Source organism: Streptomyces sp. NPDC051172 (assembly GCF_040682555.1).
GTDB lineage: Bacteria > Actinomycetota > Actinomycetes > Streptomycetales > Streptomycetaceae > Streptomyces.
Genome location: NZ_JBFBBE010000013.1, coordinates 79,240 through 105,364, shown reverse-complemented (window position 1 = coordinate 105,364; position 26,125 = coordinate 79,240). Strand labels below are relative to the sequence as shown.

The 26,125-nt window shown below is 70.8% G+C and carries 24 protein-coding genes and 1 pseudogene; 15 read left to right on the top strand and 10 right to left on the bottom strand.

The features are described from left to right. Positions 1–279 precede the first annotated feature (279 nt). The 3 genes from AB0N07_RS10725 (at position 280) to AB0N07_RS10715 (ending at position 2,781) form a co-directional block, all read left to right on the top strand. The gene (locus AB0N07_RS10725) at positions 280–1,056 is read left to right on the top strand and encodes an NPP1 family protein (protein WP_365833877.1); all 777 of its coding nucleotides are present in this window, start codon (positions 280–282) and stop codon (positions 1,054–1,056) included. Between the two features lie 222 nt (positions 1,057–1,278). After that, positions 1,279–2,514 (top strand): amidohydrolase, encoded by a 1,236-nt coding sequence (locus AB0N07_RS10720; protein ID WP_365833876.1) that lies wholly within the window; start codon positions 1,279–1,281, stop codon positions 2,512–2,514. Between the two features lie 42 nt (positions 2,515–2,556). After that, on the top strand, positions 2,557–2,781 hold the full coding sequence (locus tag AB0N07_RS10715) for a hypothetical protein (protein WP_365833875.1): 225 nt from the start codon (positions 2,557–2,559) through the stop codon (positions 2,779–2,781). A gap of 7 nt (positions 2,782–2,788) precedes the next feature. Here the strand turns inward: AB0N07_RS10715 and AB0N07_RS10710 are convergent, their stop codons facing one another. From AB0N07_RS10710 to AB0N07_RS10695, 4 genes are all read right to left on the bottom strand, one after another. Next, positions 2,789–3,955 (bottom strand): hypothetical protein, encoded by a 1,167-nt coding sequence (locus AB0N07_RS10710; protein WP_365833874.1) that lies wholly within the window; start codon positions 3,953–3,955, stop codon positions 2,789–2,791. 69 nt (positions 3,956–4,024) lie between these two features. Beyond that, entirely contained in the window at positions 4,025–4,639 is a 615-nt protein-coding gene (locus AB0N07_RS10705) for a hypothetical protein (protein ID WP_365833873.1), read from the bottom strand. Next, positions 4,636–5,592 (bottom strand): PPE domain-containing protein, encoded by a 957-nt coding sequence (locus tag AB0N07_RS10700; protein WP_365833872.1) that lies wholly within the window; start codon positions 5,590–5,592, stop codon positions 4,636–4,638. Before AB0N07_RS10700 ends, AB0N07_RS10705 begins: the two co-directional genes overlap by 4 nt. After that, positions 5,589–5,903 (bottom strand): hypothetical protein, encoded by a 315-nt coding sequence (locus AB0N07_RS10695; RefSeq protein WP_365833871.1) that lies wholly within the window; start codon positions 5,901–5,903, stop codon positions 5,589–5,591. The genes AB0N07_RS10700 and AB0N07_RS10695 overlap by 4 nt, the downstream gene beginning before the upstream one ends. Before the next feature lie 237 nt (positions 5,904–6,140). Here AB0N07_RS10695 and AB0N07_RS10690 point away from each other — a divergent pair, with 237 nt between their 5' ends. Further along, complete coding sequence (locus AB0N07_RS10690) at positions 6,141–6,608, top strand: hypothetical protein (RefSeq protein ID WP_365833870.1); 468 nt, start codon at positions 6,141–6,143, stop codon at positions 6,606–6,608. Between the two features lie 150 nt (positions 6,609–6,758). After that, the gene (locus AB0N07_RS10685) at positions 6,759–7,727 is read left to right on the top strand and encodes a hypothetical protein (protein WP_365833869.1); all 969 of its coding nucleotides are present in this window, start codon (positions 6,759–6,761) and stop codon (positions 7,725–7,727) included. Here the strand turns inward: AB0N07_RS10685 and AB0N07_RS10680 are convergent. After that, positions 7,710–9,047, bottom strand: a complete 1,338-nt coding sequence (locus AB0N07_RS10680; protein ID WP_365833868.1) for a PLP-dependent aminotransferase family protein — start codon at positions 9,045–9,047, stop codon at positions 7,710–7,712. The genes AB0N07_RS10685 and AB0N07_RS10680 overlap by 18 nt on opposite strands. Before the next feature lie 89 nt (positions 9,048–9,136). Between AB0N07_RS10680 and AB0N07_RS10675 the strand changes: the two genes are divergently transcribed. The 6 genes and pseudogenes from AB0N07_RS10675 (at position 9,137) to AB0N07_RS10650 (ending at position 15,282) form a co-directional block, all read left to right on the top strand. Then, positions 9,137–9,883 carry an alpha/beta hydrolase gene (locus tag AB0N07_RS10675; protein WP_365833867.1) on the top strand — a complete coding sequence of 249 codons (747 nt, stop codon included), beginning with the start codon at positions 9,137–9,139 and terminating at the stop codon, positions 9,881–9,883. A gap of 35 nt (positions 9,884–9,918) precedes the next feature. After that, a complete protein-coding gene (locus AB0N07_RS10670) occupies positions 9,919–10,917 on the top strand; it encodes an endonuclease/exonuclease/phosphatase family protein (RefSeq protein WP_365833866.1) in 999 nt (332 codons plus the stop codon). Between the two features lie 19 nt (positions 10,918–10,936). Next, a pseudogene (locus tag AB0N07_RS10665) lies at positions 10,937–11,083 on the top strand (LysR family transcriptional regulator); the annotation flags it as partial. A 117-nt stretch (positions 11,084–11,200) separates the two neighbouring features. Continuing rightward, complete coding sequence (locus AB0N07_RS10660; RefSeq protein ID WP_365833865.1) at positions 11,201–12,766, top strand: VWA domain-containing protein; 1,566 nt, start codon at positions 11,201–11,203, stop codon at positions 12,764–12,766. A gap of 121 nt (positions 12,767–12,887) precedes the next feature. Next, a complete protein-coding gene (gene metG, locus AB0N07_RS10655; RefSeq protein ID WP_365833864.1) occupies positions 12,888–14,618 on the top strand; it encodes a methionine--tRNA ligase in 1,731 nt (576 codons plus the stop codon). 187 nt (positions 14,619–14,805) lie between these two features. Beyond that, positions 14,806–15,282, top strand: coding sequence for a hypothetical protein (locus tag AB0N07_RS10650; RefSeq protein WP_365833863.1), 477 nt, complete (start codon positions 14,806–14,808; stop codon positions 15,280–15,282). A 120-nt stretch (positions 15,283–15,402) separates the two neighbouring features. On the opposite strand, the gene aspS is transcribed toward AB0N07_RS10650, so the two are convergent. Further along, positions 15,403–17,166 (bottom strand): aspartate--tRNA ligase, encoded by a 1,764-nt coding sequence (gene aspS, locus AB0N07_RS10645; protein WP_365833862.1) that lies wholly within the window; start codon positions 17,164–17,166, stop codon positions 15,403–15,405. Positions 17,167–17,321: 155 nt separating this feature from the next. Here aspS and AB0N07_RS10640 point away from each other — a divergent pair, with 155 nt between their 5' ends. Beyond that, entirely contained in the window at positions 17,322–19,481 is a 2,160-nt protein-coding gene (locus AB0N07_RS10640) for a SpoIIE family protein phosphatase (protein ID WP_365833861.1), read from the top strand. On the opposite strand, the gene AB0N07_RS10635 is transcribed toward AB0N07_RS10640, so the two are convergent. The 3 genes from AB0N07_RS10635 to AB0N07_RS10625 all read right to left on the bottom strand — a co-directional run bounded on the left by AB0N07_RS10635 (position 19,454) and on the right by AB0N07_RS10625 (position 21,822). Next, positions 19,454–20,263 carry an AI-2E family transporter gene (locus AB0N07_RS10635; RefSeq protein ID WP_365833860.1) on the bottom strand — a complete coding sequence of 270 codons (810 nt, stop codon included), beginning with the start codon at positions 20,261–20,263 and terminating at the stop codon, positions 19,454–19,456. The genes AB0N07_RS10640 and AB0N07_RS10635 overlap by 28 nt on opposite strands. Before the next feature lie 14 nt (positions 20,264–20,277). Beyond that, complete coding sequence (locus AB0N07_RS10630) at positions 20,278–21,249, bottom strand: pirin family protein (RefSeq protein WP_365833859.1); 972 nt, start codon at positions 21,247–21,249, stop codon at positions 20,278–20,280. 105 nt (positions 21,250–21,354) lie between these two features. Beyond that, on the bottom strand, positions 21,355–21,822 hold the full coding sequence (locus AB0N07_RS10625; protein ID WP_275779204.1) for an SseB family protein: 468 nt from the start codon (positions 21,820–21,822) through the stop codon (positions 21,355–21,357). A gap of 148 nt (positions 21,823–21,970) precedes the next feature. Here AB0N07_RS10625 and AB0N07_RS10620 point away from each other — a divergent pair, with 148 nt between their 5' ends. From AB0N07_RS10620 to AB0N07_RS10610, 3 genes are all read left to right on the top strand, one after another. Further along, positions 21,971–23,797, top strand: a complete 1,827-nt coding sequence (locus AB0N07_RS10620) for an acyl-CoA dehydrogenase (protein WP_365833858.1) — start codon at positions 21,971–21,973, stop codon at positions 23,795–23,797. A gap of 99 nt (positions 23,798–23,896) precedes the next feature. Beyond that, positions 23,897–25,195 carry a M18 family aminopeptidase gene (locus AB0N07_RS10615; protein ID WP_365833857.1) on the top strand — a complete coding sequence of 433 codons (1,299 nt, stop codon included), beginning with the start codon at positions 23,897–23,899 and terminating at the stop codon, positions 25,193–25,195. A 173-nt stretch (positions 25,196–25,368) separates the two neighbouring features. Next, a complete protein-coding gene (locus AB0N07_RS10610; RefSeq protein ID WP_365833855.1) occupies positions 25,369–25,620 on the top strand; it encodes a DUF6458 family protein in 252 nt (83 codons plus the stop codon). 89 nt (positions 25,621–25,709) lie between these two features. On the opposite strand, the gene AB0N07_RS10605 is transcribed toward AB0N07_RS10610, so the two are convergent. After that, a complete protein-coding gene (locus tag AB0N07_RS10605) occupies positions 25,710–26,111 on the bottom strand; it encodes a cupin domain-containing protein (protein WP_365833854.1) in 402 nt (133 codons plus the stop codon). Between the last annotated feature and the right edge of the window lie 14 nt (positions 26,112–26,125).

Sequence of the window (26,125 nt, the reverse complement as noted above, 5' to 3'; positions counted from 1 at the left end):
TCGCCATCTCGGCCTGTCGGCGTTCGTCTCGTCCGCCCTGGTCGCGGTGATCGCCGTGTCCGCGCTGTCATCTCCGAGCGCCGCCGGGCCCGTCGTACGACTTCGCCCCGAACCTCCCGTTCGGTCGGCGACCGCGCCCTGTCCGGCGTTGATCAGTTCGGTGAAAGGCCGCCTCGAGTTTGATGGAAAGCCCTTCCATTGAACTCTCGACCTGCACCAGTCTTCGTCCCGCATCCGAATGTCATGTCCGGAACGAACGGACCGTCGACTGGAGCCCCCATGTCCCCAGCAGCCGGCAGCGCCAGGTCCCGCCGCCTCGCCAGGGCCGCCGCCGTCACCGGCAGCGCCGCCGCACTCACCCTCGCCCTGGCGGGCAGCGCCTCTGCAGGTGTGCTGCAGAACCTGCCCGAGAACGCGACCTCGTACGAGAAGAACTTCGAGCCGGTCTACGACTACGACAAGGACAGCTGCTACCCGGCCGCCGCGATCGACCCGAGCGGCAGCCTCAACGGCGGCCTGAAGCCCACCGGGTCCGTCACCGGCGAGTGCCGCTCCGGCCACCTCGGGCACGCCGACACCTACTCGCGGTCCAAGTGCAACAACGGCTGGTGCGGGATCATCTACGCCGGCTACTTCGAGAAGGACGAGGCCTCCCCGGGCACAGGCCACCGCCACGACTGGGAGTGCATGGTCGTCTGGGTCCAGGACGGGGCGTCCACCCCGGCGTATCTGTCCGCCTCCCGGCACGGCGGTTTCAGCACCCACCCGATCGCCGACGTCCCGATGAGCGGGCAGCGCGTCGAGGCCGTCTACCACAAGGACGGCGCGTCCACCCACGCCTTCCGCTTCGCCAAGTGGGGCGAGACTGCGGAGAACGACACCGGGGCCTGGCACCAGGAGAACCTGCTCAGCTGGTCCGACCTGGCGTCCGGCCTGCGCGACAAGCTGAACGCCTCCGACTGGGGCAGCGCCAACTTCCCGCTCCAGGACTCGAGGTTCGCCGACCACCTGAACAAGGCCAAGCCGAGCGGCATCGCCTTCGACCCGTACGCCTGACCGGCACCCGACCGACGGACGACGGGCCCGCGGAATTGATTGCCCCCATGAACAGAGGTGCCGATCAACTCTCCGCCTGCCAGGCTCTTCACCGGGCACCCCCCGCCCGCGGCCGCCGACGCACACTCCCCCCTTCGCGTCGGCGGCCGCACTGCGTGCACGGGCCGCCGCGATGTCGGGCACCCCGCCCCGCCGGGGCCCGGCGGGGCCTACGCTGCCCCCATGCCGTCTCCCGCCGCCCGCACCGCGCTGGACCTCACCGCCGATCTCCCGGTCCGCGACCTGGAGGACTTCTACCGGGACCTGCACCGCCACCCCGAACTGTCGCTCCAGGAGCACCGCACGGCCGCCAAGCTGGCCGAGCGGCTCACCAAGGCGGGTTACGAGACCGCCGAGGGCGTCGGCGGCACCGGAGTCGCAGGCGTCCTGCGCAACGGCGAGGGCCCGACGGTCCTGCTGCGCGCCGACATGGACGCGCTGCCGGTGCAGGAGGAGACGGGCCTGCCGTACGCCTCCGCCACACCCGGCGTGATGCACGCCTGCGGGCACGACCTGCATGTGACCTGGCTGGCGGGCGCGGCCGCGGCGCTGGCCGCCGGGCGCGACACCTGGTCCGGCACCCTGCTGGTGGTGGGGCAGCCCGCCGAGGAGACCGGCCAGGGCGCCCAGGGGATGATCTCGGACGGCCTGTACGAGCGCTTCCCGCGCCCGGACGTCCTGCTCGGCCAGCACGCGGCGCCCGGCCCCGTCGGCTTCTACGCCCACTCACCGGGCCTGATCATGTCGGCGTCGACGGACATCGACATCGTCCTGCACGGCCGCGGCGGCCACGGCTCCCGCCCCGAGACGACGGTCGACCCCGTCGTCACCGCCGCCTACCTCGTCACCCGCCTCCAGACGGTCGTCTCCCGGGAGATCGCAGCCCGCGAGTCCGCCGTACTGACCGTCGGTCGCATCGAGGGCGGCACCCGGCACAACATCATCCCGTCCGAGGCGCGCATCGCCCTGACCCTGCGCACCCAGTCCGACGAGGTGCGCGAGCGGATGATCGCGGCCATCCGGCGCATCGCGGCGGGCGAGGCGCTGGCCGCCGGCTGCCCGCGGGAGCCGGAGGTCACGGTGGGCGCGACCTTCCCGGTCACCACGAACGACGCCGACACCGACCGACGGATCGCCGCCGTGCACGAGGAGGTGCTCGGGGCCGGGACGGTGCTGGACTTCGGCCCGGTGATGGGCAGCGAGGACTTCCCGCACCTGGCGCACGGCGGGGTCCCGTACTCCTACTGGTTCGTCACGACCACGCCGGGCGCCGTGTGGGACGCGGCGCCCGGCACCGACCTGATGGAGAAGTTCCTCGCGGTCCCGAGCAACCACAGCCCGCACTTCGCACCGGATCTGTCGACGGTCACACCGGGCGTACGGACGCTGGTGTCGGGCGCGCTCGCGTATCTCACCTAGCTCGCGTGTTTCACGTGGTGATCGCGCTCCTACACTCGCCGCGTGAACAACTACAAGTGCACCTATTGCGGCACCCTCGGCCTGATGGACGGCTTCATCGAGGACGAAGGCCAGGGCGCGCGAGGTTACGCGCGCTGGATCGAGGGCGCGTTGGAGCGGGGGCCCTTCGGGGGCGCCAAGCGGATGGGCCGGCCCCGGCGGCAGATAGAGGCGTACCGCTGCCCCAAGTGCGGACACCTGGAGCTGTTCGCCACCGCCGAGATGTAGGGCCTGGTCAGCCCTGGGTCTGCAACTGCCGCAACTGCCGCTGCACATGGTCCAGCGCACCCTGCTTGCGCCCCGGCACCCGCGAGCGCAACTCGGCGAGCGACGCCCCCAGTTCCCGCGCCGCGGCCGCGTCCCGGACCTGCCCCCACTGGTGATGCGCCCGGTCCACGGCCGCCTCCACGGCGGGCGCGTCCGCCGCCTGCCCCGCCGCCAGCCGCGCGCCGGCCACCCCGAGCCAGGTCCGGCAGCTGCGCACCGGATCCCCGGCGAACATCGCCAGATCCGCCCGCACCTCGGCCCAGTGCAACGCCTCCTCGGACCCGGACCCGTACGCGTGTACGGCGGCCTGCTCGTAGCGGGCGGCGAGGGCGTAGGCCTCGGAGTGGCGGCCTGCTTGGACGGCGGCGGAGATGGCGGAGTGGGGATCGGCGGCCTCACTGTGCTGCCGCCGGTCGGCATCACTCAGCCCGTCCGGCGGTTGAGGACGAGGCCGTTCAGGCCGATACGGGGGTCTGGGGGCGAAGCCCCCAGGTACGGGACCACCCACGCTGGGCGCGCCCAGCACCAGGTCCGCATGGCCCTCCACGCCCACCCGGGCCAAGGCCTGCTGATGCAACTGCTCCGCAGGAGGCCGCAGCCCACTGCGCAAAATCGTCGCCACGGCCTTCATATACGCGGGTACCGCCACCGCCCGCCGCGACGGCGGAGGTGCTACGCGGCCGTAAACGGCGTTGTTGGCCCCGCAGTCGAGCGGAGCGCTCCGCAGCCACTCCCAGGCCTCGGCGTCCGCATGCAGATCAAGGAACAGCGTGGTGGAACCGGCCGCCCGCAGCCGCAGTTCCTCCCGGATCCAGTGCCACGGCAGCCCGGTGTAGCGCACCGTCGCAGGCGTCGTACGGGCCAGCGCCAGGTGCGGCAGCCGCTGACGGCGGTCGAGTTGCAGCTGCCCGGTCACGAAGACGGTGAGCGGCCCCGGGGCCCCCGCGGCGGCCCGCAACCGGGTGAGCACGGCCTGCGGTTCCAGCGGGTCGGCAAGCTCGACGACGTTCGCGGTGTCCGTGCCGGACAGGACGGCGGGCGGGACGGCCGCGAGGACGGGAAGCACGGACGCCGCGTCCACCAAGCACCCCTTGCCCGCCGGGGATGCGGCGAGCAACAGCACGGTTCCGGGCATCGTTCCCTCCCCCTCCCCCGTCGATCACTTACGGCAGCACCGTAACCGCTGCGGGTGCAAAGGTGGGTCTCAGGACCGAAAACCGGGCGCCGGGCTGCCTGTCGCGAGGTGCTGTCGTACGTCGTCGACCTGGTCCCGGCTGCCGATCGCGAGCGCGACCCAGGAGCCGTCCGGGAAGGCGAGGTCGACGCGGTTGCGGTGGCGAGCGGGATGCGGCTCGCTGCGCAGGGCGAGCGCCTGTCGCGGATACTCCGCGAGGAGTTCGGGGGCCTCGCGCTCAGGCGACAAGGCAGAGCTGAGCAGCAGCACTCTGCGGTCGGTGAAGGTCAGCAGGAAGCTGTCGTTCTCGTAGAGTCCGCGTCCGTCGGCCGCCCGCACGGCGATCACGAAGCGGCCCGCGTCGCTCTGCCAGCCGCCCTGCCACACCCGGCCGCGTACCAGCCGCCAGACGCCGAAGCCGCGCCACATCCACTCGTGCAGCTTGTCGGCCAGTTCCTGCACCGGCGTCGCCAGCACACCGACCGCCGCGAGCAGCCCGCCCCGCGCACGCGGCGGACGGTGGCGGCGCGGCACCCGCTCCGGCGCCAGCGGATCCAGCCCGGCCAGGTAGGCACGCTGGAGCCGCTCACCGCTGGGCAGGCACCGGGCGGCGTACTCCTGACGGCGCACGTCCCGTTCTGTCATCCGAAGTCCTCTTCGATGCTGCGCTTGTTCACCCGGTAGGGCTGATCCTGTTCGAGCTGCCGGTCCCGCGCCTGGGCCTCCTTCACGGTGTCGCTGTGGACCGCCTCCTTGACGGGCCCGGCCGGGTCCCCGGTGAGCCCGGGGACCTCGCCGAAGAGGGGCTTGAAGACATGCTCCTTGAGCTGCTTCATCCCTTCGTGGTGCGCGGCCCACACCAGACCCTTGTGCGTGCCCTCACCGCCCATGCCGCGCCAGCCGGACATCTTGCGGACGCCCTTGGCGGCCTTGAGCACGTCCTTGAACTTCGCCTCCCCGGCCCGCATGTCCTTCACGGCCTTCATCAGGTCCCGCAGGGCCGTGCCGAGCTTCGAGGAGACCTGCTCCACCCGCTCCACGTAGACGGCGACCTCGGCGTCCACCGCGAGCGCGTCCACGGCGGTGGCGAGGCCCGCCGTCAGCAGGTCGGTGATGAGTCCCGCGGCCACCGTCATGGCGATCATCTCGATCGCCTCGCGGATGATGGCCACGACGGTGTCCTCGGCGAGCTTGCACTCCTTCGCGGCGCTGTTGAGGATCTCCGCGGTCCGGCCCATGTCCTCGGCGGTCCGGTCGATGGCGTCGACGTACGCCCCCATGCCGCGACCGAAGGACTCCGAAGCGTCCCCCTCCCAGTGCTCGGGGAGCTTCGCGGCGCCCAGGCGCAGGGTGTCGGCCAGCGACTGGAGCGCCTTCGCCTGGCCGTGCCAGCTCTGCGCGGCGGCATGCAGCTGCGCCGGCATGCCGGTGACCTTCTCCAGCTCGTCGAGCATGCCGGTCGCCTCCAGGACGCCCCGGACGAGGTCGTCGATGCCGGCGTCCAGGCCGTGTTCCTGGCTGGGCCCGACATCCTCCAGCGGAGGGAGCGGCGCGGGTTCGTTCTTCGTCCAGGCGTAGGCGGCTGCCGTGTCGCTCATGCGCCGATGCCGTCCATCCCCTGGCCGAGGTCGTACTCGTTGCTCAGATACTGGCCGCCCACGTCCCGGAGCCCCTTGGCCACGTCCGCCAGCACAGAGACGAGGTCCTGCACGTTGTGCTCGGCGGCGGCCGCGTGTTCCAGATAGGCGGAATGCAGCTCGTCGGAGTCCGGCAGCTTGCCGAACGCACCGCCCGGCACGGTGATGTGGGCGAGCGCGGAGGCCACCCGTGGCAGGTCGTCGAGGTGTTGCTCGGCCTGTGCCGCGTACTTGAGCAGCATGTCCGGGTCGACGTGGAAGCCGTCCCCCATGAGTCCCCCATTGTTTGCAAGCGCGTGCGTTGCTTCCCGGAGTCTAGGAACGCCCGGTAGCGGACCCGCCAAGCCGTGGAAAAGGGAGATCCAATCCCGGTCAAGATCGCGCAAAAACGTCCCTCGCCCCTGCCCGGCTGAACCGCACCCCGGAACTGCCCCCGCCCACCGACTTGCCAGGCCCTGTCTCCAGGTGTGCTCTGGTAGGCAGGGGCGAGGAGAGAGAGGAGTGCTCTCATGGCTCACGCGGCACCCACGTCCGGCGGAATGATGGGCAAGGTCAGGCTGAACCGCGCGGCCCGGCCCACTCGCACACCCGACCTCTTCGACGAGCGGGTCCACACCCTGGCGCGGTACGGCATCCCCGTGGCCCTCGGGCTCGTCTACGGCTTCTGGGCCGCGGCCAACCGGCGCGACGGCGGCCCCGTCACCGGCTGGAACATCCTGTTCGGCTTCGTCACGGCGGCCGTGTTCATCGTGCTGTGCATCGCCGTCGCGACGTTCGCACCGCTGCTCAAGCGTGAACTGCACTCACTGGTGAAGTCCGGCTTCGCGGGCGCCGCGGTCGCCTTCCTCTACAGCCAGACCGGAGAGTCGGTCTACCGCTCGGTGGCCCTGGGCGTGGTCGTCACGGCGGGCATCTTCCTGGTGTTCTTCTACCGCTACTACACGCGCGAGGACGCCGTCGGAAACCGGATCCGCTGACCGGCACGAGGGCTTTCCCGGCGGATCGGGCCGGCTGCACGCGACGCCGGGCTGATCCGCCGGACCGGCTCCGGCGTGCGGCGCACCGGACGGAACCCATATGGGGGCGCCCCGCTCGCGCGCCCCGCCCCCGGGCCGTTGTCTGGAGCAGTGGCCCCCAAGCGACCCGAGCGTCTGCGGCACGCCCTGTCGGCGGCACTGATCGCCCTCGCGTGTCTGCTCGCGCCGTGCGGCACGCTCGCGGCCTGGGCGGCGTACGACCTGACCGACACCAGCCGCTACGTCACGGCGATGGCGCCGCTGGCCGGGGACCCCGCCGTGCGGGACGCGGTCGCGGACACCGTCGGCGCCGGGATCATGGCGCAGGTCGACGACCGGGGGGACGTACGGCGGCTGCGGGGCACCGTGCGCCCCTTCGTGCACGACGCGGTGCACTCCTTCACCGGTACCGAGGCCTTCCGGCTGGCCTGGGACTCCGGGAACCGGGCGGTCCACGACGCGGTGCTGCGCGCCCTGCACGACGAGAGCGACCGCGACGTCACCGTCGACCTCGCCCCCCTCACCGCCCAGGTCAAGCGTCAACTCGCCGTGGAACACGTCCCGTTGGCGAACCGTATCCCGGTCGAGCACACCGAGGTGGCGGTGCTCCCGGCCCAGGAACTGGACCGCCTGCGGAAGGGATTCCACGTGCTGGAAGTCGCCGGTTTCTGGCTGCCCGTGGCGGCCGTCGTCTTCGCCGTGACCGGGATCTCCGTCGCCGCCTGCCGCCGCCGCGCGGTCACCGCGACGGCCCTCGGCACGGCACTCGGCGGTGCCCTGCTCGCCCTCGCCGTCACCGTCGGCCGCCACCTCACCCTCGCCGACCTCCCCGACGAGACCCAGCAGCCGGCCGCGGCCGCCGTCTACGACGCCCTGACGGCAACCCTCCGCCAGGCGTGCTGGCTCCTGATCACTCTGGGCCTGACGGTCGCCCTGGCGGCTTGGCTCATGGGCCGCTTCCGGAGCAGCTCGACCGCGCCCCAGAGGGGCCCGGGGCAGCATCGATCTGCGGCTCCGCCGGGGGGCGCGACCAGCCACAACGCACCCGCAGACGAATCGGACCTACAGCGGAGCCCTTAGAGCCAGGCCGGCAAGCACCTGCAGCGCCCGCTCCAGATCAGGCAAAGCAGCAGACGCCAGACCAAGCCTGACCGCATCCGGGGTCCGTTTGGGGTCGACCACAAAGGCGGTCCCCGGCGTGACGGCGACCCCGTGCGCGGCGGCCGCGGCCGTGAAAGTATCCGCGCGCCACGGCGCCGGCAGTTCCCACCAGGCGAAATACGCCCGCGGATCACACCGCACCCGAAACCCCTCCAGCTGCTCGGCAACCAGCCGCTGCCTGCCCGCCGCATCCTCCCGCTTGGCCGCCACCAGCCGCTCCACCGTCCCGTCCCCGATCCACCGCACACCCGCCTCCAGCGCGAACCGTCCGGCACTCCACCCCCCGGACCGCACGGCCGCCGCCACCGCCTCCACCCGATGCGCCGGTACGACGAGAAAACCGGCCGTGAGCCCGGGCGCGACCCGCTTGGAGAGGCCGTCGACGACATGGGTGAGGCGAGGGGCGTATGCGGCGAGCGGGTCGAGGGCCTCGCCCGGGTCGGCGAGGAAGGACCAGATGCGGTCCTCCACGACGGGGACGTCCAAGTCGGTGACGACCTCGGCGAGTTGGCGCCGCCGTGTCTCACCCGTCGTCACGGACGTCGGGTTGTGCAGGGTCGGCTGGACGTACAGCGCCGACAGGGGAGCGGCCCGGTGCGCGGCCGCGACCGACTCCGGACGCAGCCCGCCCTCATCCGTGGCCAGCGCGACCAGCCGGACGCCCAGCCGGCCCGCGATCTCCTTGACCAGCGGATACGTCAGCTCCTCGACCCCCACCCGGCCGCCCGGCCGGACGAGGGAGGCGAGGGCGGCGGCGACGGCCTGGCGGGCGTTGCCGGTGAAGAGCAGCCGGTCGGGGGCCGGGCGCCAGCCGGGGGTGGTGAGCAGGGCCGCCACCGCCTCGCGGGCCTGCGCGGTCCCGGCGGCGGGGGCCGGGCGCAGGGCCTCGGTGAGGACGTCGGGCCGCAGCATCGGCGCGAGGGCGGGGGCGAGCAGCTTCGACTGGCCGGGCGCGGAAGGGTAGTTGAGCTCCATGTTCACCGGGGCGGCGGTCGCCGGTTCGGTGAGCGCCCGCCCGGCGGGTCCGGTCCGGGCGGCCCGTACGAAGGTGCCCCGGCCGACCTCGCCGACGACCAGGCCCCGCCGCACCAGCTCGCCGTACGCCCGCTCCGCCGTGGAGGCCGCGATCCCGTGCCGACGGGCGAACTTCCGCTGCGGAGGCAGCCGTTCGCCCGGCCGGAGCCGTCCGGCGGCGATGTCGTCGGCTATGCGGTCGGCTATCCGCCGGTACGCGTCCACTGGGCCCCCTGTTGTTGCCGTTCCCGGCATTGCACCGAGGGCAAAGATCTTATTGCACTGAGAAGTTGGCCCGCCCTAGGGTCGAAGCCATGCCGATCCCGCTGGTCCTCGTCCACGGCCACCCGTTCGACCACACGATGTGGAGCCCGCAGCTGGAGGCGTTCTCCGGTTCCCGCCGGATGATCGCCCCCGACCTGCGCGGCTACGGCGCCGCCCCCGCATCTCCGCAGGTCACGCGCTTCGAGCAGTTCGCACAGGACCTCGCGGCACTGCTGGACGAGCTGGGCGTGGAGTCGTGCGTGCTCGCCGGGCTCTCCATGGGCGGCCAGATCGTCATGGACTTCTACCGGCAGTTCCCCGGCCGCGTGCGCGGCCTGGTCCTCGCCGACACCTTCCCGGCGCCGGAGACACCCGAGGGCGTCGAGGTGCGGCACGCCATGGCGGACCGCCTGCTGCGGGAGGGCATGCGCGGATACGCCGACGAGGTGCTGGAGAAGATGGTCGCGCCGTACGCCTCCGCCGAGGTCAAAGCCCACGTCCACCGCATGATGACGGCCACCCGCCCCGAGTCCGCCGCAGCCGCCCTGCGCGCCCGCGCCGCCCGCCCCGACTACCGCGAGCTGCTCACCACCGTCACGGTCCCGGCCCTGGTGGTCGTGGGCGCCGACGACACCTACACCCCGGTCGCCGACGCCGAGGCGATGCACGCGGCACTCCCCGACTCGATCCTCCACGTCATCGAGGGCACGGCCCACATGCCGAACCTGGAGCGGCCGAAGGAGTTCAACGCGGCGCTGGAGAGTTTCCTGGCGCGCGTCGACTCCGCCGGGGGATGATTCGGGCATCCCACTCGTGAGCGGAGGGCCCGGACTTGGACACTGCGGCTGCCGAGTGGACGGCTGCGCGCGAGGGCGAGCCGGTACGGCGGGCCGGGCGGCGTTTCGCGTCGTGGTGCGCGGGGCTGCTGCTGGCCGCGGTGAGCGTGGTCGTCGGCTGCCGGGCCGCCGACAGCGACGGCTTCACCCCGGTCCCCCAGGTCCTCGCCTTCCTGCCCTGGCTTCTCGCCCCCGCCGGGCTGGCCCTGCTCCTCGCGCTGCTCGGCCGCCGGCGCCTCGGCATGGCCTGGGCGCTCGCCGTCCTCGGCCTGCTGGCGTGGTTCATCGAGCCGTACGGGAAGACCGACGAGCCCGGCGGCGTCCCCGTCGCCGAGTTCAAGGTGCTGACCTCGAACGTCGAGTTCGGGCGCGGGACGGGCTCCCTCGTCCCCGAGATCCGGCGCCACAAGCCGGACCTCGTGTTCGTGGAGGAGTGCGAGTACACCTGCCAGGCCCGGCTGAAGCGGGACTTCGGCGCCGACTACCCGTACCGGCAGGCCGTGGCGGCCGGCGGCAGCCACGGCTCGATCATCCTCAGCCGCTATCCGCTCAAGGGCACGTCGGGCGTGACCGGGACCATGGGCATGCCCGGTGCCGTCGCCGATGTGCGCGGACATGCCGTACGGCTCCAACTGGCCCACCCCATGCCGCCGCTGCCCGGCCAGGTCGACCTCTGGCGCAGGGAGCTCGGACGGCTGCGGGACGCTGCCGCCGCCGCCCGTACGCCCATGATCCTGGCCGGCGACTTCAACGCCTCCCAGGACCACGCCGCCTTCCGCCGCATCCTCGACACCGGCCTGCGCGACGCCGCCCGCCTCGCGGGCCACGCCCGCACACCCACCTGGCCCGCCCGCACGGCCCCGACCTTCGGCACCCAGATCGACCACGTACTCATCTCCCGGGACTTCTCGACGAGCAGCGCCCACTTCCTGGCCCTGACCGACACCGACCACCGCGCACTGCTCGTGGACGTCACGCTCCACCGGCGCGGATGAGCCGAAGCGGGGTGCCCATGTCCGCCTCCGCCTGGCGGCCCGCACGGAAACCGACCTGGACGGCGCCCTGCCCGCACTGGAGGAGACGTACGGGGAATCGGCCCACCGGGCACCGGCGTACCGGGAGTGGCTGGAACACAAGGCGTCCGCGTTGACGCGTGGTTGACACGCGTGGCCATACTGTCCCTTGCCCCTGCCCAAGATCGCTATCTGGGGCCGCTAACCTTACGTGTCCGTCCTGGCCAGGGATTGACGGGATCAACTCACGCGAAGGGTTGCGCACATGGGCATTCTCACTCTCCTGCGGAACGCGTTCGGCAGGTCACGCAAGGGGCGTGCCGCCGAAGCAGAGGGTGCGGACCTCACCCCTTCGCACACTCCGGAACCAACGGTCCCGGCCCCCTCCCCCGAGCCGCAGCCGACCCCGTCTGCCCAGGTCCCGGAGCCGCGTTCGTCGTCCACGGAGGACCAGGACGAGCACGAACTGGTCTCGGCGGCCTTCGACAACGTCACGGTTCCGAGGCCGTCGGAGCCGCTGGACCGGGCGACCCCGGAGCCCGAGAACCCGGCGGCGGAGGCCGAGCCCGAGCTGTCCGAGCAGCCGGAACCGGCCACTGAGGCTGCCCCGGAACCGGAGCCGGTGGCGGAGGCCGCCCCCGAGCCGGTGATCGAGACGATCCCCGAGCCGGAGGCGGAGACTGAGCCCGAGGCCGAGGAGCCGGTAGCCGCCGAGGCTCCGGAGCCGACCCCGGCACCGGAGGAGACCGCGAAGGCGGAGGCCGAGCAGGAAGCAGAGGCCGAGGCAGAGCCCGAGCCCACGCCGGTCGCGGAGCCCGAGGCCCCGGAGCAGACCCTGGAGCCAGCAGAACCCGAGCCGGAGGCGGAAGCCACCCCCGAGCCGGAGGCGGAAGCCACCCCCGAGCCAGTCACGGAGGCCGAAGCCGAGGCGCCGCGGCAGACCCCCGAGCCCGCAGCCGAGGCGGACGAGCCCGCGGCCGCCGACGGCGACGAGGCCCCACAGGGGCCACCGGCAGCCGACGACGAAAGTGGTACGGGTGGTGCGGGTGGGAACACCCCCGCCGAAGGCGAAGCCGAGGCGGAAGCAACCGAGCCCGAGGCTGAGGCACAGCCTGAGGCCGAGCCCACGGCCGAGGCGCAGCCCGAGGCCGCGGTCGAGGCGCAGCCCGAACCCCAGGCGCAGTCGGCAGCCGACCCCGCGGTCGGGAATCTCGCCCCCGCCGCCGCCCTGGCAAAGGCCGGCCTGACAACCGCCCGCGCCAAGGTCTACCTCGTACTCGACCGCTCCGCGAGCATGCGCCCGTACTACAAGGACGGCTCCGCCCAGGCCCTGGCCGACCAGACCCTCGCCCTCGCCGAGCACCTCGACCCCGCCGGCAGCGAGAAGGCCTCCGTCCACGTCGTCTTCTTCTCCACCGAGGTCGACGGCACCACCGACCTCACCCAGGCCTCCCCCGAGACCGCCATCGACGACGCCCACGCCGGCCTCGGCCGCATGGGCCGTACCAGCTACCACGCGGCCGTGGAAGCGGTCCTCGCCCACTACGACGCCCACACCCCCGACGCGAAGACCCCCGCCCTGGTGATCTTCCAGACGGACGGCGCCCCGGACGCCAAGACCCCCGCCACCCAGGCCCTCACCGACGCCGCGAAGACCCACCCCTCGGTGTTCTTCTCCTTCGTCGCGTTCGGCGACCACGACAACAAGGCCTTCGACTACCTCCGCAAACTGAAGACCGACAACACGGCCTTCTTCCACGCGGGCCCGACCCCCCTGGAGCTCACGGACGCGGAGCTCTACGACGGCGTACTGATCGACTGGCGCCCGTAACACCTCGTCCCGGTGCCGCCCGCTTCTCACCCGGTAAAACGGGAGGCGGGCGGCACACCCATGTCGGCTACGATTTCAAGGTTCGCAAAGCCACAAGAAACCGACCTGGGAGCAGCCCCCGATGGCTCGACACCTCATCACCAGCGCCCTTCCGTACATCAACGGAATCAAGCACCTGGGCAACATGGTGGGGTCCATGCTCCCGGCGGACGTGTACTCCCGCTACCTCCGCCAGCGCGGCCACGACGTCCTGTACATCTGCGCGACGGACGAGCACGGCACCCCCGCCGAGCTGGCGGCCAAGGAGCAGGGCCTCCCGGTGGACGAGTTCTGCGCCCAGGCGCACGACGCCCAGAAGGCGGTCTACGACGGCTTCGCGCTCGCCTTCGACTACTTCGGCCGCAGCTCCTCCCCGCAGAACGTCGAGATCACCCAGCACTTCGCCCGCCGCCTCAACGAGAACGGCTTCATCGAAGAGCGCGCGATCCGCCAGGTGTACTCGCCCGCCGACGGCCGCTTCCTGCCGGACCGCTACGTCGAGGGCACCTGCCCGCACTGCGGCTACGACAAGGCCCGCGGCGACCAGTGCGAGAACTGCACCCGCGTACTGGACCCGACCGACCTGATCAACCCGCGCTCGGCGATCTCGGGCTCCACGGACCTGGAGGTCCGCGAGACCAAGCACCTCTTCCTCCTCCAGTCCAAGCTGGAGAACGAGGTGCGCGAGTGGGTCGCCCGCCACGACAAGGACTGGCCGCAGCTGGCCTCCTCCATCGCCCACAAGTGGCTGACCGAGGGCCTGCACGACCGCGCGATCACCCGCGACCTGGACTGGGGCGTCCCGGTCCCGGCCGACACCTGGCCGGAGCTGGCCGCGGAGGGCAAGGTCTTCTACGTCTGGTTCGACGCCCCGATCGAGTACATCGGCGCGACGAAGGAGTGGTCGGACCAGGACCCCTCGACCCGCGACTGGAAGTCGTGGTGGTACGACGTCGACAACGACGTCCGCTACACGGAGTTCATGGCGAAGGACAACGTCCCCTTCCACACCGTGATGTTCCCGGCCACCGAACTCGGCGTCCGCGAGCCGTGGAAGAAGGTCGACTACGTCAAGGCCTTCAACTGGCTGACGTACTACGGCGGGAAGTTCTCCACGTCCCAGAAGCGGGGCGTCTTCACCGACCAGGCCCTGGACATCCTCCCGGCGGACTACTGGCGCTACTTCCTGATCGCCAACGCTCCTGAGTCGGACGACTCGTCCTTCACCTGGGAGCACTTCACGGCCACGGTGAACAAGGACCTGGCCGACACCCTCGGCAACTTCGTCAACCGCGTGCTGTCGTTCTCCAAGAAGCGCTTCGGCGAGGAGGTCCCGGCGGGCGGTGAGCCGGGGGAGGCGGAGCGGAAGCTGGGCGAGCAGATCGCGGAGCTCCTCGCGGAGTACGAGTCCCAGCTGGAGGCCCTCCAGTTCCGCAAGGCGGCCGCGGCCCTGCGCGCCCTGTGGTCCGCGGGCAACTCCTACCTGGAGGAGAAGGCCCCCTGGCTGGAGATCAAGACGAACCAGGACGGCGCGGCCCTGACCCTGCGCACCGCGATGAACCTGATCCACCTCTACGCGGTGGTCTCGGAACCCTTCATCCCGACGACCTCGGCCGCCATGCGCCAGGCCTTCGCCCTCCCGGAGACTGCATCTGATCAAAAGCGTGCAACCTGGGTCTCCCCGACCGAGGCGAAGTCCCTCACCGCGGTCCCCGCCGGCACGCCCTTCACGGTCCCGCCGGTCCTGTTCGCCAAGCTGACGGACGAGGACCTGGAGACGTACAAGGAGCGCTTCGGCGGCGAGCCCGCGTAACCGCACAAGACCAGAAGGGCCCGGGACCGAACGGTGCCGGGCCCTTTGCGTGGCGCGACCCCGAGCAGGGCGGTTCCGTTCCGTTCTGTGGAGATCGACCGACGTCTCGTGAATCTTCGGCGAGGCCAATGGTGTCCTCATCGACGACTGGGGGATATTGCCACGCCACATACGTAGGGTGTGCGCCATGGCAGTCCCCGAGGTCATACCGATCTCCTACGAACCGCACGGCCGGGCCGAGGCCATCGGCCGCTATGCGGACGGCCAGTTCCTGGGAACGGTCACGTACGCCTTTCCGCGCGGGTACCGTCCGGACGACGGCTGGGAAAACGAAAAACGTCTCTTCGCGGTGCTCCACACCTTCGACGCCGAGGGCGAGTACCGCGACTCGGAGATCTGGTGTGCCGGCACCTGGGCCGAGCAGCAGCGCAACCCGCACGGTGACGACTCGGTGCTCACCCGCGCCCGGGTGCACCTGGCGAAACTGCTGCGCAGCCTGCCCCGGCGCTCCTACACGGACATCGCGATACGGCCGTTCCAACTCACCGTGGACGGCGTGCTGTTCGGCCTGGTGACCGGCCAGGACGAGGAGGGCGGCTGGGCCGAGCTCCACCCGGACCGCCTGTTCTTCACCTCGCCCTGGGACGGCTCGTACGACACCTAGTGCCGCAGCCCTCCTGCGCCGTCCGCGTCACCCGCGCGTACTCCGCCGCCGGGCGGCAAAGGGTGCGCAAGCGAAAGGGCTCGAAACCGGCGTCGGTTTCGAGCCCTTCCTCACCGCCTGCTACTTCGGCTGCGGCTTGCGCACCGACAGGTGCAGCTCCTTCAGCCGCGCCTCCTCCAGCTCCGTCGGCGCGCCCATCATCAGGTCCTGGGCGTTGCCGTTGAGCGGGAAGGCGATCGTCTCGCGGATGTTCGGCTCGTCGGCCAGCAGCATGACGATGCGGTCGACGCCGGGGGCGATGCCGCCGTGCGGCGGGGCACCGAAGCGGAAGGCGCGCAGCATGCCGGCGAACTTCTCCTCGACGGTGTCACGGTCGTAGCCCGCGATCTCGAAGGCCTTGAGCATGATCTCCGGCTCGTGGTTCCGGATCGCACCGGAGGACAGCTCGACGCCGTTGCAGACGATGTCGTACTGCCAGCCGAGGATGTCCAGCGGGTCCTGCGTCTGAAGGGCCTCCAGACCGCCCTGCGGCATGGAGAAGGGGTTGTGCGAGAAGTCGATCGCGCCGGTGTCCTCGTCCTTCTCGTACATCGGGAAGTCGACGATCCAGCAGAACCGGAAGACGCCCTCCTCGAAGTGCCCGGCACGCTTGGCGGCCTCGACGCGGACCGCGCCCATGATCTTGGAGACCTCGTCGAACTCGCCCGCGCCGAAGAACACGGCGTGACCGGCGGCCAGCGACAGGCGCTTGGTCAGCTCGGCGACGTTCTCCTCGGTGAGGAACTTCGCGATCGGGCCGGACAGCGAACCGTCCTCGGCCACGCGCACCCAGGCCAGGCCCTTGGCACCCTGGGAGACCGCGAAGTCACCGAGCTGGTCGAAGAACTTCCGGGGCTGCGCGGAGACGTCCGGCACCGGCAGCGCACGCACGTGCTTGCCGGCGAAGGCCTTGAACTCCGAGCCCTCGAAGATGTCGGTGATGTCGACGAGCTCCAGCTGGGCCCGCAGGTCCGGCTTGTCGGAGCCGTACTTCAGCATCGCCTCGCGGAACGGGATCCGCGGGAAGGGCGAGGTGACATGGCGGCCGCCGCCGAACTCCTCGAACAGCTCCGTCATCAGCTGCTCGATCGGCTGGAAGACGTCCTCCTGCTCGACGAAGCTCATCTCGACGTCGAGCTGGTAGAACTCGCCCGGCGAACGGTCCGCACGCGCGTCCTCGTCACGGAAGCAGGGCGCGATCTGGAAGTAGCGGTCGAAGCCGGAGATCATCAGCAGCTGCTTGAACTGCTGCGGCGCCTGCGGCAGGGCGTAGAACTTGCCCGGGTTGAGGCGGGAGGGCACCACGAAGTCACGCGCGCCCTCGGGGGAGGTCGCCGACAGGATCGGCGTCGCCATCTCGTTGAAGCCGAGGGCGACCATCTTCGAGCGGATCGAGGCGATCACCGACGACCGCAGCATGATGTTCTTGTGCATGCGCTCGCGACGCAGATCCAGGAAGCGGTACTCCAGGCGCCGCTCCTCGTTGACCCCGTCCTCGGTGTTGATCGTGAACGGGAGCGGGGCGGCCGCGCCGAGCAGCTCGACCTCGCCGACCTCGACCTCGATCTCACCGGTCGGCAGGTCGGGGTTGACGTTCTCGGTGCCCCGGGAGACGACCTTGCCGTCGACGCGGACCGTCGACTCCTTGGTCAGCTTGTCGAGGGCCTCGTACGCCGGGGTGCCAGGACGGGCGACGAGCTGCGTGATGCCGTAGTGATCGCGCAGATCGATGAAGAGGATGCCGCCCAGGTCGCGCCGATTGTGCAGCCAGCCACTCAGCCGGACGTCGGTGCCGACGTCAGAGGAGCGGAGCTCGCCGCAGGTGTGGGACCTGTACCGATGCATCGTCGTTCATCCAGTCTTCGCGGATCGGGGGCTGTGTTTCAGGGTGTTTCACGTGAAACAACCCCCAGGGTACCGGGCACCCCAAGATCGGCTCCCCACCATTAAGAGTGGGCAATCGGTGGCACTCCTCGATCACCACTCCATAAAGTGGGGCAATGCGCACTGGTGAGCCTCTGCCCGCCGTGGGGGAGGTTCTCGCCGCCCTCGCGACCGGTCTGTGGCACTGGGACACCGCCACCGAACTCGTCACGGTCGACGCCGAAGCGGCTCGGCTGCTGGGCCTGCCCGCCGAGCAGACCACTCTCACGGAGGCCAAGGCCCGGGCCCGGCTCCATCCGGTCGACTGGAACGAGATCATCGCCGTCGTCGGGCTCGCCGTCGCCGAGGGCACGCTCGCCGAGGTGCGGATCCGGATCATGGACGAGCACGGCCGGGTGATCCGTGTCGTGCGCTCCCGCTCCAAGCCGTCCTTCGACCCCGAGAAGAAGTCGTTCCAGCTGATCGGCACCCTTCAGGAGGTCACCGAGCCGACCCCGGGCACGCCGGCCGGACGCAGCGCCGTCACCGGCGACTGGCGGCGCTCCAGGGAGGCGTTCCTGCTGGACGCGGGCCGGGCGCTGGCCGAGGCGCGGTCCACGGAAGAGGTGCTGCGGGTCGCGGCGGGCCTGTCGATGCCGGGGTTCACCCCGGACGGGCTCGCGGTGTTCGGCGTCGAGGGTGACCGGCTGACGATCATCGGCCACCACGGACACCAGCCCAACGACGACGGCCCCTTCTCCCACATGTCCCTGGACACGGACTACCCGGCCGCCGAGGTGGTCCGCACCGGCCGTGCCGTCTACCTCTCCACCCCCGAGCAGTACAAGTCGCGCTACCCGGCCGCCTGGCCGCTCGCCGCGTCCTTCAATCGCCATTCCTGGGCGTTCCTGCCGCTGACCGTGGCGGGCCGCACGATGGGCGCCTGGATGGCGGCCTTCGCCTACCCGGTCACCTTCAATCCGGACGAGCGGTCGGTGCTGACAACGGTGGCCCGCATGCTCGCCCAGGCGCTGTCCCGGGCGGGCGCGGCCGAGACCGAGCGCGCACTGACCGACGGTCTGCAGCGCTCGATGCTGCCGACCCTCGGCCCGCAGATACCGGGCATGAGCGTCGCCGCCCGCTATGTCCCCACCGGCGGCGGCCTCCAGGTCGGCGGCGACTGGTACGACATGATTCCGCTGCCTGGGGGTCCCCCCACTGGGGGAGGTCGGATCGCCCTGGTCATCGGCGACGTCCAGGGCCATGACGTGCGGGCGGCCGGTCTGATGGGCCAGCTCCGTATCGCCCTGCGCGCCTACGCCTCCGAGGGCCACCGCCCCGACGCGGTGCTCTCCCGCGCCTCCCGCTTCCTGCACGGCCTGTCGGACGGCGCCACCCGACCCGGCGCCCCCGACGAGGACGACCTGGCGGACCTGCGCTTCGCGACCTGTCTGTACGTCGAGGCCGACCCGGCGACCGGGACCCTAGACATCGCTCGCGCCGGGCACCCGGACCCGGCGATCCGGATGGCGGACGGCACGGTGCTGGCCCGTCCGACGGCGGGCGGTCTGCCGCTCGGCATCGACCCGGACGCCGACTACCCGACCACCCGGATCATCCTCGAACCCGGCGAGACCATGCTGATCTGCACCGACGGTCTGATCGAGACCGGCGGGCACGACCTGGAGAGCGGCTGGCAGCGGATCCGCGCGATCCTGGAGGACCACAAGGGCGACCTGGAGGAACTGGCCGACGCCCTGGTCCAGGGGGTCCACGGCCCTTCCTCCCACCACACCACCGGCCCCCTCGCGGACCGGCGCGAGGACGACATAGCCGTACTGCTGCTGTCCCGGCCCGAGGAGGGCTTCGGCGAGACGCTGCTCGTGCCGCCGAAGGTCCGCCGCACCATGCTGTCCGTCGCACAGGCGGAACCGGAGCGGGTGGCGGTGGCCCGGCAGCACCTGCGGGAGCTGCTGCACGACTGGCCCTCGTCGGACCAGGTCGACTCGGCGGTGCTGCTGGTCTCCGAGATGCTCACCAACGTCCTCGTGCACACCGACGCCGACGCGCTGCTGCTGGCGGAGGTGCGGGGCGAGCACGGCGGCCGCCGGATGCGCATCACCGTCACGGACACCAGCGACGCCCTCCCGCACAAGCGTCGCCCCGGCGAACTGGCCTCATCGGGGCGCGGGTTGATGCTCATCGAGCTGCTCGCGGACGCATGGGGCGTGGATCCGCAGGGCGAGGGCAAGAGCATCTGGTTCGAGCTCTACGAGTCGGACGGCTCGGGCACCTGATACCTGGCCCGCAGTTCGTGTACGACGCCGTAGGCGGCGGCGGTGAGCGGCACGGCGAGCAGCATCCCGAGCACTCCGGCGACGGAGGCCCCCGCCGTGATCGCCACCATGACCACCGCCGGGTGCATCTGCACGGTCCGGCTCTGGATCATGGGCGTGAGCACATGCCCCTCCAGCACCTGCACGGCGAGGACGACCCCGAGCACCCACAGCGCGATCACGAACCCGCGGTGGGCGAGCGCGACCAGTACGGCGATGGCACCGGAGAGGAAGGCGTCGATGAGCGTGATGAAGCTGGTGCCGCGTATGAAGCCCTCGACGGCCTCGTAGGCGCGGCGGGCCATGGCCTCCTGCGTGTCGCCGCTCTTCCCGGAGGCGATGCCCCGGATCAGGTCGGCGGCCTTGTGCGAGTCCCGCAGGAAGAAGACGAGGAACAGCGCGGTGAGGAGTTTCCTGGCGTTCGTGGCGAGGTCGTCCAGGGAGGTTCCCGCGGCCCCGAAATGATCGGCGACGCCCTGGGCCGCGTCCTTCAGTGAGGCGACGATCCGGTCACCGGTGCCGATGAACGCGGCGACGACGATGTACAGGGCTCCGCCGACGACGGCCACGACCGCGACACAGGTGAGCCCGGCGGCGACGGACCGGTTGAGGGCCCTGACCAGGCGGCGAGCCGCCGAACGGGGTCGGGAGAAGCTGCACCCGTCCAGCGGATCACGCCCGCCGGTGCCGTGTCCTGCGCGGACGGCCCACCCGGGTGAGATCCCGGTGGTCCGCCCGCGCACGGTCCCAGCGAGCCTTACAGGCCGCCCTCGGTCATCCCGTGCACGGCCGGGATGGTGCCCAGTCGGCCCTTCTGGAAGTCCTCGAAGGCCTGCTGGAGTTCCTCGCGGGTGTTCATGACGAACGGGCCGTAGTGGGCCATGGGCTCCCGTATGGGCTGTCCGCCCAGGAGGACGACCTCCAGGTCCGGGGTGTGCGAGTCCTGCTTCTCGTCCGCGCGGACGGTCAGCGTGGAGCCCGCACCGAAGACGGCGGTCTGGCCCAGCTCGATCGGCCGGCGCTCGGCACCGACCGCGCCCCGGCCGGCGAGGACGTACGCGAGGCCGTTGAAGTCCTCGCGCCAGGGCAGGGTGAGCTCCGCACCCGGCGCCAGCGTCGCGTGGATCATCGTGATCGGGGTGTGTGTGATGCCGGGGCCCTGGTGGCCGTCGAGCTCACCCGCGATGACCCGCAGAAGCGCGCCGCCGTCCGGGGTCGTCAGCAGCTGAACGTTTCCGCCGCGGATGTCCTGGTAGCGGGGGGCCATCATCTTGTCCCTGGCCGGCAGGTTCACCCACAGCTGCAGACCGTGGAAGAGCCCACCGGACATGACGAGGGACTCCGGCGGGGCCTCGATGTGCAGCAGGCCCGAGCCCGCGGTCATCCACTGGGTGTCGCCGTTGGTGATGGTGCCGCCACCGCCCTGCGAGTCCTGGTGGTCGAAGATCCCGTCGATGATGTAGGTGACGGTCTCGAAGCCGCGGTGCGGGTGCCAGGGGGTGCCCTTGGGCTCGCCCGGCGCGTACTCCACCTCGCCCATCTGGTCCATCATGATGAACGGGTCGAGGTACTTGTAGTTGATCCCGGCGAACGCCCGGCGCACCGGGAAGCCCTCGCCCTCGAAACCGCTCGGCGCGGTCGTGACAGCGAGCACGGGACGGGCCACGGCTTCGGCCGGAGCGGCCACGCGGGGCAGGGTCAGCGGGTTCTCGACGGTCACTGCAGGCATGTCGGTACCTCCTTGTGCGGCCAGTTTAGTTGAGCATTGAACTTTCTGCCACCCGTAACAGAGAAAGCCCGGAGGGCATTCCCTCCGGGCTCCGGCAGACAGGTGTCAGCCGTACATCCTGCGCATCGCGAACTCGACCATCTGCTCCACGGCCTTCGCGTCGAAGACCATGCGGTGCTCGCCCTCCATGTCGAGGACGAAGCCGTAGCCGGTGGGGAGCAGATCGATGACCTCGGCCCCCGTGATCACGAAGTACTTGGACTCCTTGCCCGCGTACCGGCGCAGCTCCTTGAGCGAGGTGAACATCGGGATCACCGGCTGCTGGGTGTTGTGCAGGGCGAGGAACCCGGGGTTGTCGCCGCGCGGGCAGTAGACCTTCGACGTGGCGAAGACCTGCTGGAAGTCCTCCGCGGACAGCTGGCCGGTGGTGAAGGCCCGTACCGCGTCCGCCAGCGACGGCGGGGACGGCTCGGGATACAGCGGTGGCTGCTGCCCGTAACCGCCGGGGCCCTGCTGCGGCTGGGCATACTGCTGCTGCGCCCCCGCACCCACGTTCTGGTCGTAGCCGTACATGGACGCAAGAGTACTGAGTCACAGAAACCCATTCGGGGTTGCTTCTTATTACCGGCGGGTAGCATCATCGTAGCTACTTGTTGGTACGTGAACTAGCGCGAGGAGCTACACCCGGTGCCTCGCCGATTTCTCTAACGGAGCCGTCGCCATGGGGCACTACAAGTCGAATCTGCGCGACATCGAGTTCAACCTCTTCGAAGTCCTCGGTCGGGACAAGCTGTACGGCACCGGCCCGTTCGAGGAGACGGACGTCGACACCGCCAAGAGCATCCTCGAGGAGCTGACCCGCCTCGCGGAGAACGAGCTGGCGGAGTCCTTCGCGGACGCCGACCGCAACCCGCCCGTCTTCGACCCGGAGACGAACACCGCCCCGGTCCCGGCGTCCTTCAAGAAGAGCTACAAGGCCTTCATGGACTCCGAGTACTGGCGCCTCGGCCTGCCCGAGGAGATCGGCGGCACCACCTCGCCCCGCTCCCTGATCTGGGCCTTCGCCGAGCTGATCCTGGGCGCCAACCCGGCCGTCTGGATGTACTCCTCGGGCCCCGCGTTCGCCGGCATCCTCTTCGAGGAGGGCAACGAGGTCCAGAAGCACATAGCCAAGGTCGCCGTGGAGAAGCAGTGGGGCTCCACGATGGTCCTCACCGAGCCCGACGCGGGCTCCGACGTCGGCGCCGGCCGCACCAAGGCGATCCAGCAGGAGGACGGCTCCTGGCACATCGAGGGCGTGAAGCGCTTCATCACCTCCGGTGAGCACGACATGGAGGAGAACATCCTCCACTACGTCCTCGCCCGCCCCGAGGGCGCCGGCCCCGGCACCAAGGGCCTGTCCCTCTTCCTCGTCCCGAAGTACCTCTTCGACTTCGAGACCGGCGAGCTGGGCGAGCGCAACGGCGTGTACGCGACGAACGTCGAGCACAAGATGGGCCTGAAGGCCTCCAACACCTGCGAGATGACCTTCGGCGACCAGCACCCCGCCAAGGGCTGGCTGATCGGCGACAAGCACGACGGCATCCGCCAGATGTTCCGCATCATCGAGTTCGCCCGCATGATGGTCGGCACGAAGGCGATCTCCACGCTGTCGACGGGCTACCTGAACGCGCTGGAGTACGCCAAGGAGCGCGTCCAGGGCCCCGACCTGGCGAACTTCATGGACAAGACCGCGCCCAAGGTCACCATCACGCACCACCCGGACGTCCGCCGCTCGCTGATGACGCAGAAGGCGTACGCCGAGGGCATGCGCGCCCTGGTGCTCTACACGGCCTCCCTCCAGGACGAGATCCAGGTCAAGGAAGCTGCGGGCGAGGACACCAAGGCGCTGGAGGCCCTGAACGACCTGCTGCTGCCGATCGTCAAGGGCTACGGCTCCGAGAAGGGCTACGAGCAGCTCGCGCAGTCGCTGCAGACCTTCGGCGGCTCCGGCTTCCTGCAGGAGTACCCGATCGAGCAGTACATCCGGGACGCCAAGATCGACACCCTGTACGAGGGCACCACCGCGATCCAGGGCCAGGACTACTTCTTCCGGAAGATCGTCCGCAACCAGGGCGCGGCGCTGAACTCCCTCGCGGAGGAGATCAAGAAGTTCCTGGCGCTCGGCGAGGGCGGCGAGGAGCTGGCCGGCGCCCGCGAGCACCTCGCGAAGGCCGCCGTCGAGCTGGAGGCCATCGTCGGCCTGATGCTGACGGACCTCGCGGCCACCGAGCAGGACGTCAAGAACATCTACAAGGTGGGCCTGAACACCACCCGCCTGCTGCTGGCCTCCGGTGACGTGGTCGTCGGATACCTGCTGCTCAAGGGTGCCGCGGTCGCCGCCGAGAAGCTTCCGACGGCCTCCGCCAAGGACAAGGCGTTCTACACGGGCAAGATCGCGGCGGCAAAGTTCTTCGCGGCCAACGTCCTGCCGGGGGTCACGGGCGCCCGCAAGCTCGCCGAGAACGTCGAGTTGGACCTGATGGAGCTGGACGAGGCGGCGTTCTAACCTCTCCGGTTCTGGGTAGCCAGAACTCCACATCGCCCTCACGAGGGCCCGCTCCTCATCGCGAGGAGTGGGCCCTCGTACGTCGTTAAGGTGAACCCCATGAGCGAACCCCACCGCTTCGACCGCGGCCACACCGACGACCTCATGTCCTTCCTGACGGCCAGCCCGTCGCCGTACCACGCGGTGGCGAGCGCCGCCGAGCGGCTGGAGAAGGCAGGGTTCCGGCAGGTCGCGGAGACGGACGCCTGGGACGGGACGAGCGGCGGCAGGTATGTGCTGCGCGGCGGCGCGATCGTGGCCTGGTACGTCCCCGAGGGCGCGGCGCCCCACACGCCGTTCCGTATCGTCGGCGCACACACCGACTCCCCGAACCTGCGGGTCAAGCCGCTGCCCGACACCGGGGCGCACGGCTGGCGCCAGGTGGCGGTGGAGATCTACGGCGGGCCGCTGCTCAACTCCTGGCTGGACCGCGACCTGGGCCTGGCCGGCCGGCTGACACTGCGCAATGGGTCGACGCGGCTGGTGAACGTCGACCGCCCGCTGCTGAGGGTGCCCCAGCTCGCCATCCACCTGGACCGTTCGGTGTCGGCGGAGGGCCTCAAGCTCGACAAGCAGCGCCATTTGACGCCCATCTGGGGTCTGGGCAGCGATGTGCGCGACGGTGACCTGATCGCCTTCCTGGAGGAGACCGCGGGGCTGCCTACGGGCGAGGTCACCGGCTGGGACCTGATGACGCACTCCGTGGAGCCGTCCGCCTACCTGGGCCGCGACAAGGAGCTGCTCGCGGGACCGCGCATGGACAACCTGCTGTCCGTGCACGCGGCGGTGGCCGCGCTGACGGCGGTGTCCTCCGGCGGCGCGGACCTGCCGTACATCCCGGTGCTGGCCGCCTTCGACCACGAGGAGAACGGCTCGCAGTCGGACACGGGCGCGGACGGGCCGCTGCTCGGCAGCGTGCTGGAGCGTTCGGTGTTCGCGCGCGGCGGCTCGTTCGAGGACCGGGCGAGAGCCTTCGCGGGCACGGTGTGCCTGTCGTCGGACACCGGTCACGCGGTGCACCCCAACTACGCGGAGCGGCACGACCCGACGCATCACCCGCGGGTCAACGGCGGCCCGATCCTCAAGGTCAACGTCAACAACCGCTACGCCACGGACGGTTCGGGCCGCGCGGTCTTCGCCGCCGCCTGCGAGAAGGCGAACGTCCCCTTCCAGTCCTTCGTCTCCAACAACTCCATGCCCTGCGGCACCACGATCGGCCCGATCACCGCGGCCCGGCACGGCATCAAGACCGTCGACATCGGCGTGGCGATCCTGTCGATGCACAGCGCCCGCGAACTGTGCGGCGCGGACGACCCGTATCTGCTGGCCAACGCCCTGGTGGCGTTCCTGGAGGGGTAGCTCCCGGTCGCCGGTCCCCGCGTGGGAGTTCCGGCCGGGAGGACTACGTCGACGTGACGTGACGAGGGTCGCTGCGATGTGAGCGGCGGGCTCCGCATGGGCAACGGCCCTGCGGGTACCCGGAGTCGGCCGGAAGACCGGCAGCTCCGGACCGCACAGGGAGGCGACAACTCATGGGCCTCGGCGGATGCATCATCCTCATCGCCGTGGGAGCCATCCTCACGTTCGCGACCGACTGGCACATGCAGGGGGTCAACCTCGACCTGGTCGGCATCATCCTCATGATCGTCGGACTGATCGGCGTCAGCACCTTCAGCAGCATCGCCCGCCGCCGCCGTGTGGTGGTGCCACCCACGCCCGTCATCGACGAGGAGGGGACCCACCACCACCGGCGGGACGGCTACACCGACGGTTACGGCGTCTGATCGTCCGTGCCCGCAAGGACCGACGGAAGGCGGTCCGTCCCCTCGGCGACGAGGCGGACGGACCCGCCCCCGTCGGCCCAGCCGATTCCTCAGGACCGCCGGGTCAGAGCGTGGCCCGTCGTGGCGTCCATGTGTGAGGGGACCTCGTCGTGCCGGTCGCCCACCGAGAGGGTGCCGGTGGGTTCGAAGACCAGGATCTCGCTGGGCACGCGCGCGTACGGCTTGTGTTCGGTGCCGCGCGGGACGGTGAAGACCGAGCCCTTGGGGAGCGTCACCGTGCGCTCGCCGGCCGGCTCCCGCAGCAAGATGTGGAGTTCGCCGTCCAGTACCAGGAAGAACTCGTCGGTGTGCTCGTGGACGTGCCACACGTGCTCGCCCTCGACCTTCGCGACGCGTACGTCGTAGTCGTTGACAGCCGCGACGATGCGCGGGCTCCACCGCTCGGTGAAGGAGGCGAGGGCCTGGTCCAGGGAGATGGGTTCGCTGCTCATGCACGTCATCGTCG

Coding starts and splice junctions, on each gene's coding strand:
- AB0N07_RS10620 (WP_365833858.1), top strand. CDS start 21,971: ATGGGGCACTACAAGTCGAATCTGCGCGACATCGAGTTCAACCTCTTC.
- AB0N07_RS10650 (WP_365833863.1), top strand. CDS start 14,806: ATGGCAGTCCCCGAGGTCATACCGATCTCCTACGAACCGCACGGCCGG.
- AB0N07_RS10705 (WP_365833873.1), bottom strand. CDS start 4,639: ATGACAGAACGGGACGTGCGCCGTCAGGAGTACGCCGCCCGGTGCCTG.
- aspS (WP_365833862.1), bottom strand. CDS start 17,166: ATGCATCGGTACAGGTCCCACACCTGCGGCGAGCTCCGCTCCTCTGAC.
- AB0N07_RS10675 (WP_365833867.1), top strand. CDS start 9,137: ATGCCGATCCCGCTGGTCCTCGTCCACGGCCACCCGTTCGACCACACG.
- AB0N07_RS10615 (WP_365833857.1), top strand. CDS start 23,897: ATGAGCGAACCCCACCGCTTCGACCGCGGCCACACCGACGACCTCATG.
- AB0N07_RS10690 (WP_365833870.1), top strand. CDS start 6,141: ATGGCTCACGCGGCACCCACGTCCGGCGGAATGATGGGCAAGGTCAGG.
- AB0N07_RS10725 (WP_365833877.1), top strand. CDS start 280: ATGTCCCCAGCAGCCGGCAGCGCCAGGTCCCGCCGCCTCGCCAGGGCC.
- AB0N07_RS10605 (WP_365833854.1), bottom strand. CDS start 26,111: ATGAGCAGCGAACCCATCTCCCTGGACCAGGCCCTCGCCTCCTTCACC.
- metG (WP_365833864.1), top strand. CDS start 12,888: ATGGCTCGACACCTCATCACCAGCGCCCTTCCGTACATCAACGGAATC.
- AB0N07_RS10660 (WP_365833865.1), top strand. CDS start 11,201: ATGGGCATTCTCACTCTCCTGCGGAACGCGTTCGGCAGGTCACGCAAG.
- AB0N07_RS10640 (WP_365833861.1), top strand. CDS start 17,322: ATGCGCACTGGTGAGCCTCTGCCCGCCGTGGGGGAGGTTCTCGCCGCC.
- AB0N07_RS10700 (WP_365833872.1), bottom strand. CDS start 5,592: ATGAGCGACACGGCAGCCGCCTACGCCTGGACGAAGAACGAACCCGCG.
- AB0N07_RS10710 (WP_365833874.1), bottom strand. CDS start 3,955: ATGCCCGGAACCGTGCTGTTGCTCGCCGCATCCCCGGCGGGCAAGGGG.
- AB0N07_RS10630 (WP_365833859.1), bottom strand. CDS start 21,249: ATGCCTGCAGTGACCGTCGAGAACCCGCTGACCCTGCCCCGCGTGGCC.
- AB0N07_RS10720 (WP_365833876.1), top strand. CDS start 1,279: ATGCCGTCTCCCGCCGCCCGCACCGCGCTGGACCTCACCGCCGATCTC.
- AB0N07_RS10695 (WP_365833871.1), bottom strand. CDS start 5,903: ATGGGGGACGGCTTCCACGTCGACCCGGACATGCTGCTCAAGTACGCG.
- AB0N07_RS10610 (WP_365833855.1), top strand. CDS start 25,369: ATGGGCCTCGGCGGATGCATCATCCTCATCGCCGTGGGAGCCATCCTC.
- AB0N07_RS10625 (WP_275779204.1), bottom strand. CDS start 21,822: ATGTACGGCTACGACCAGAACGTGGGTGCGGGGGCGCAGCAGCAGTAT.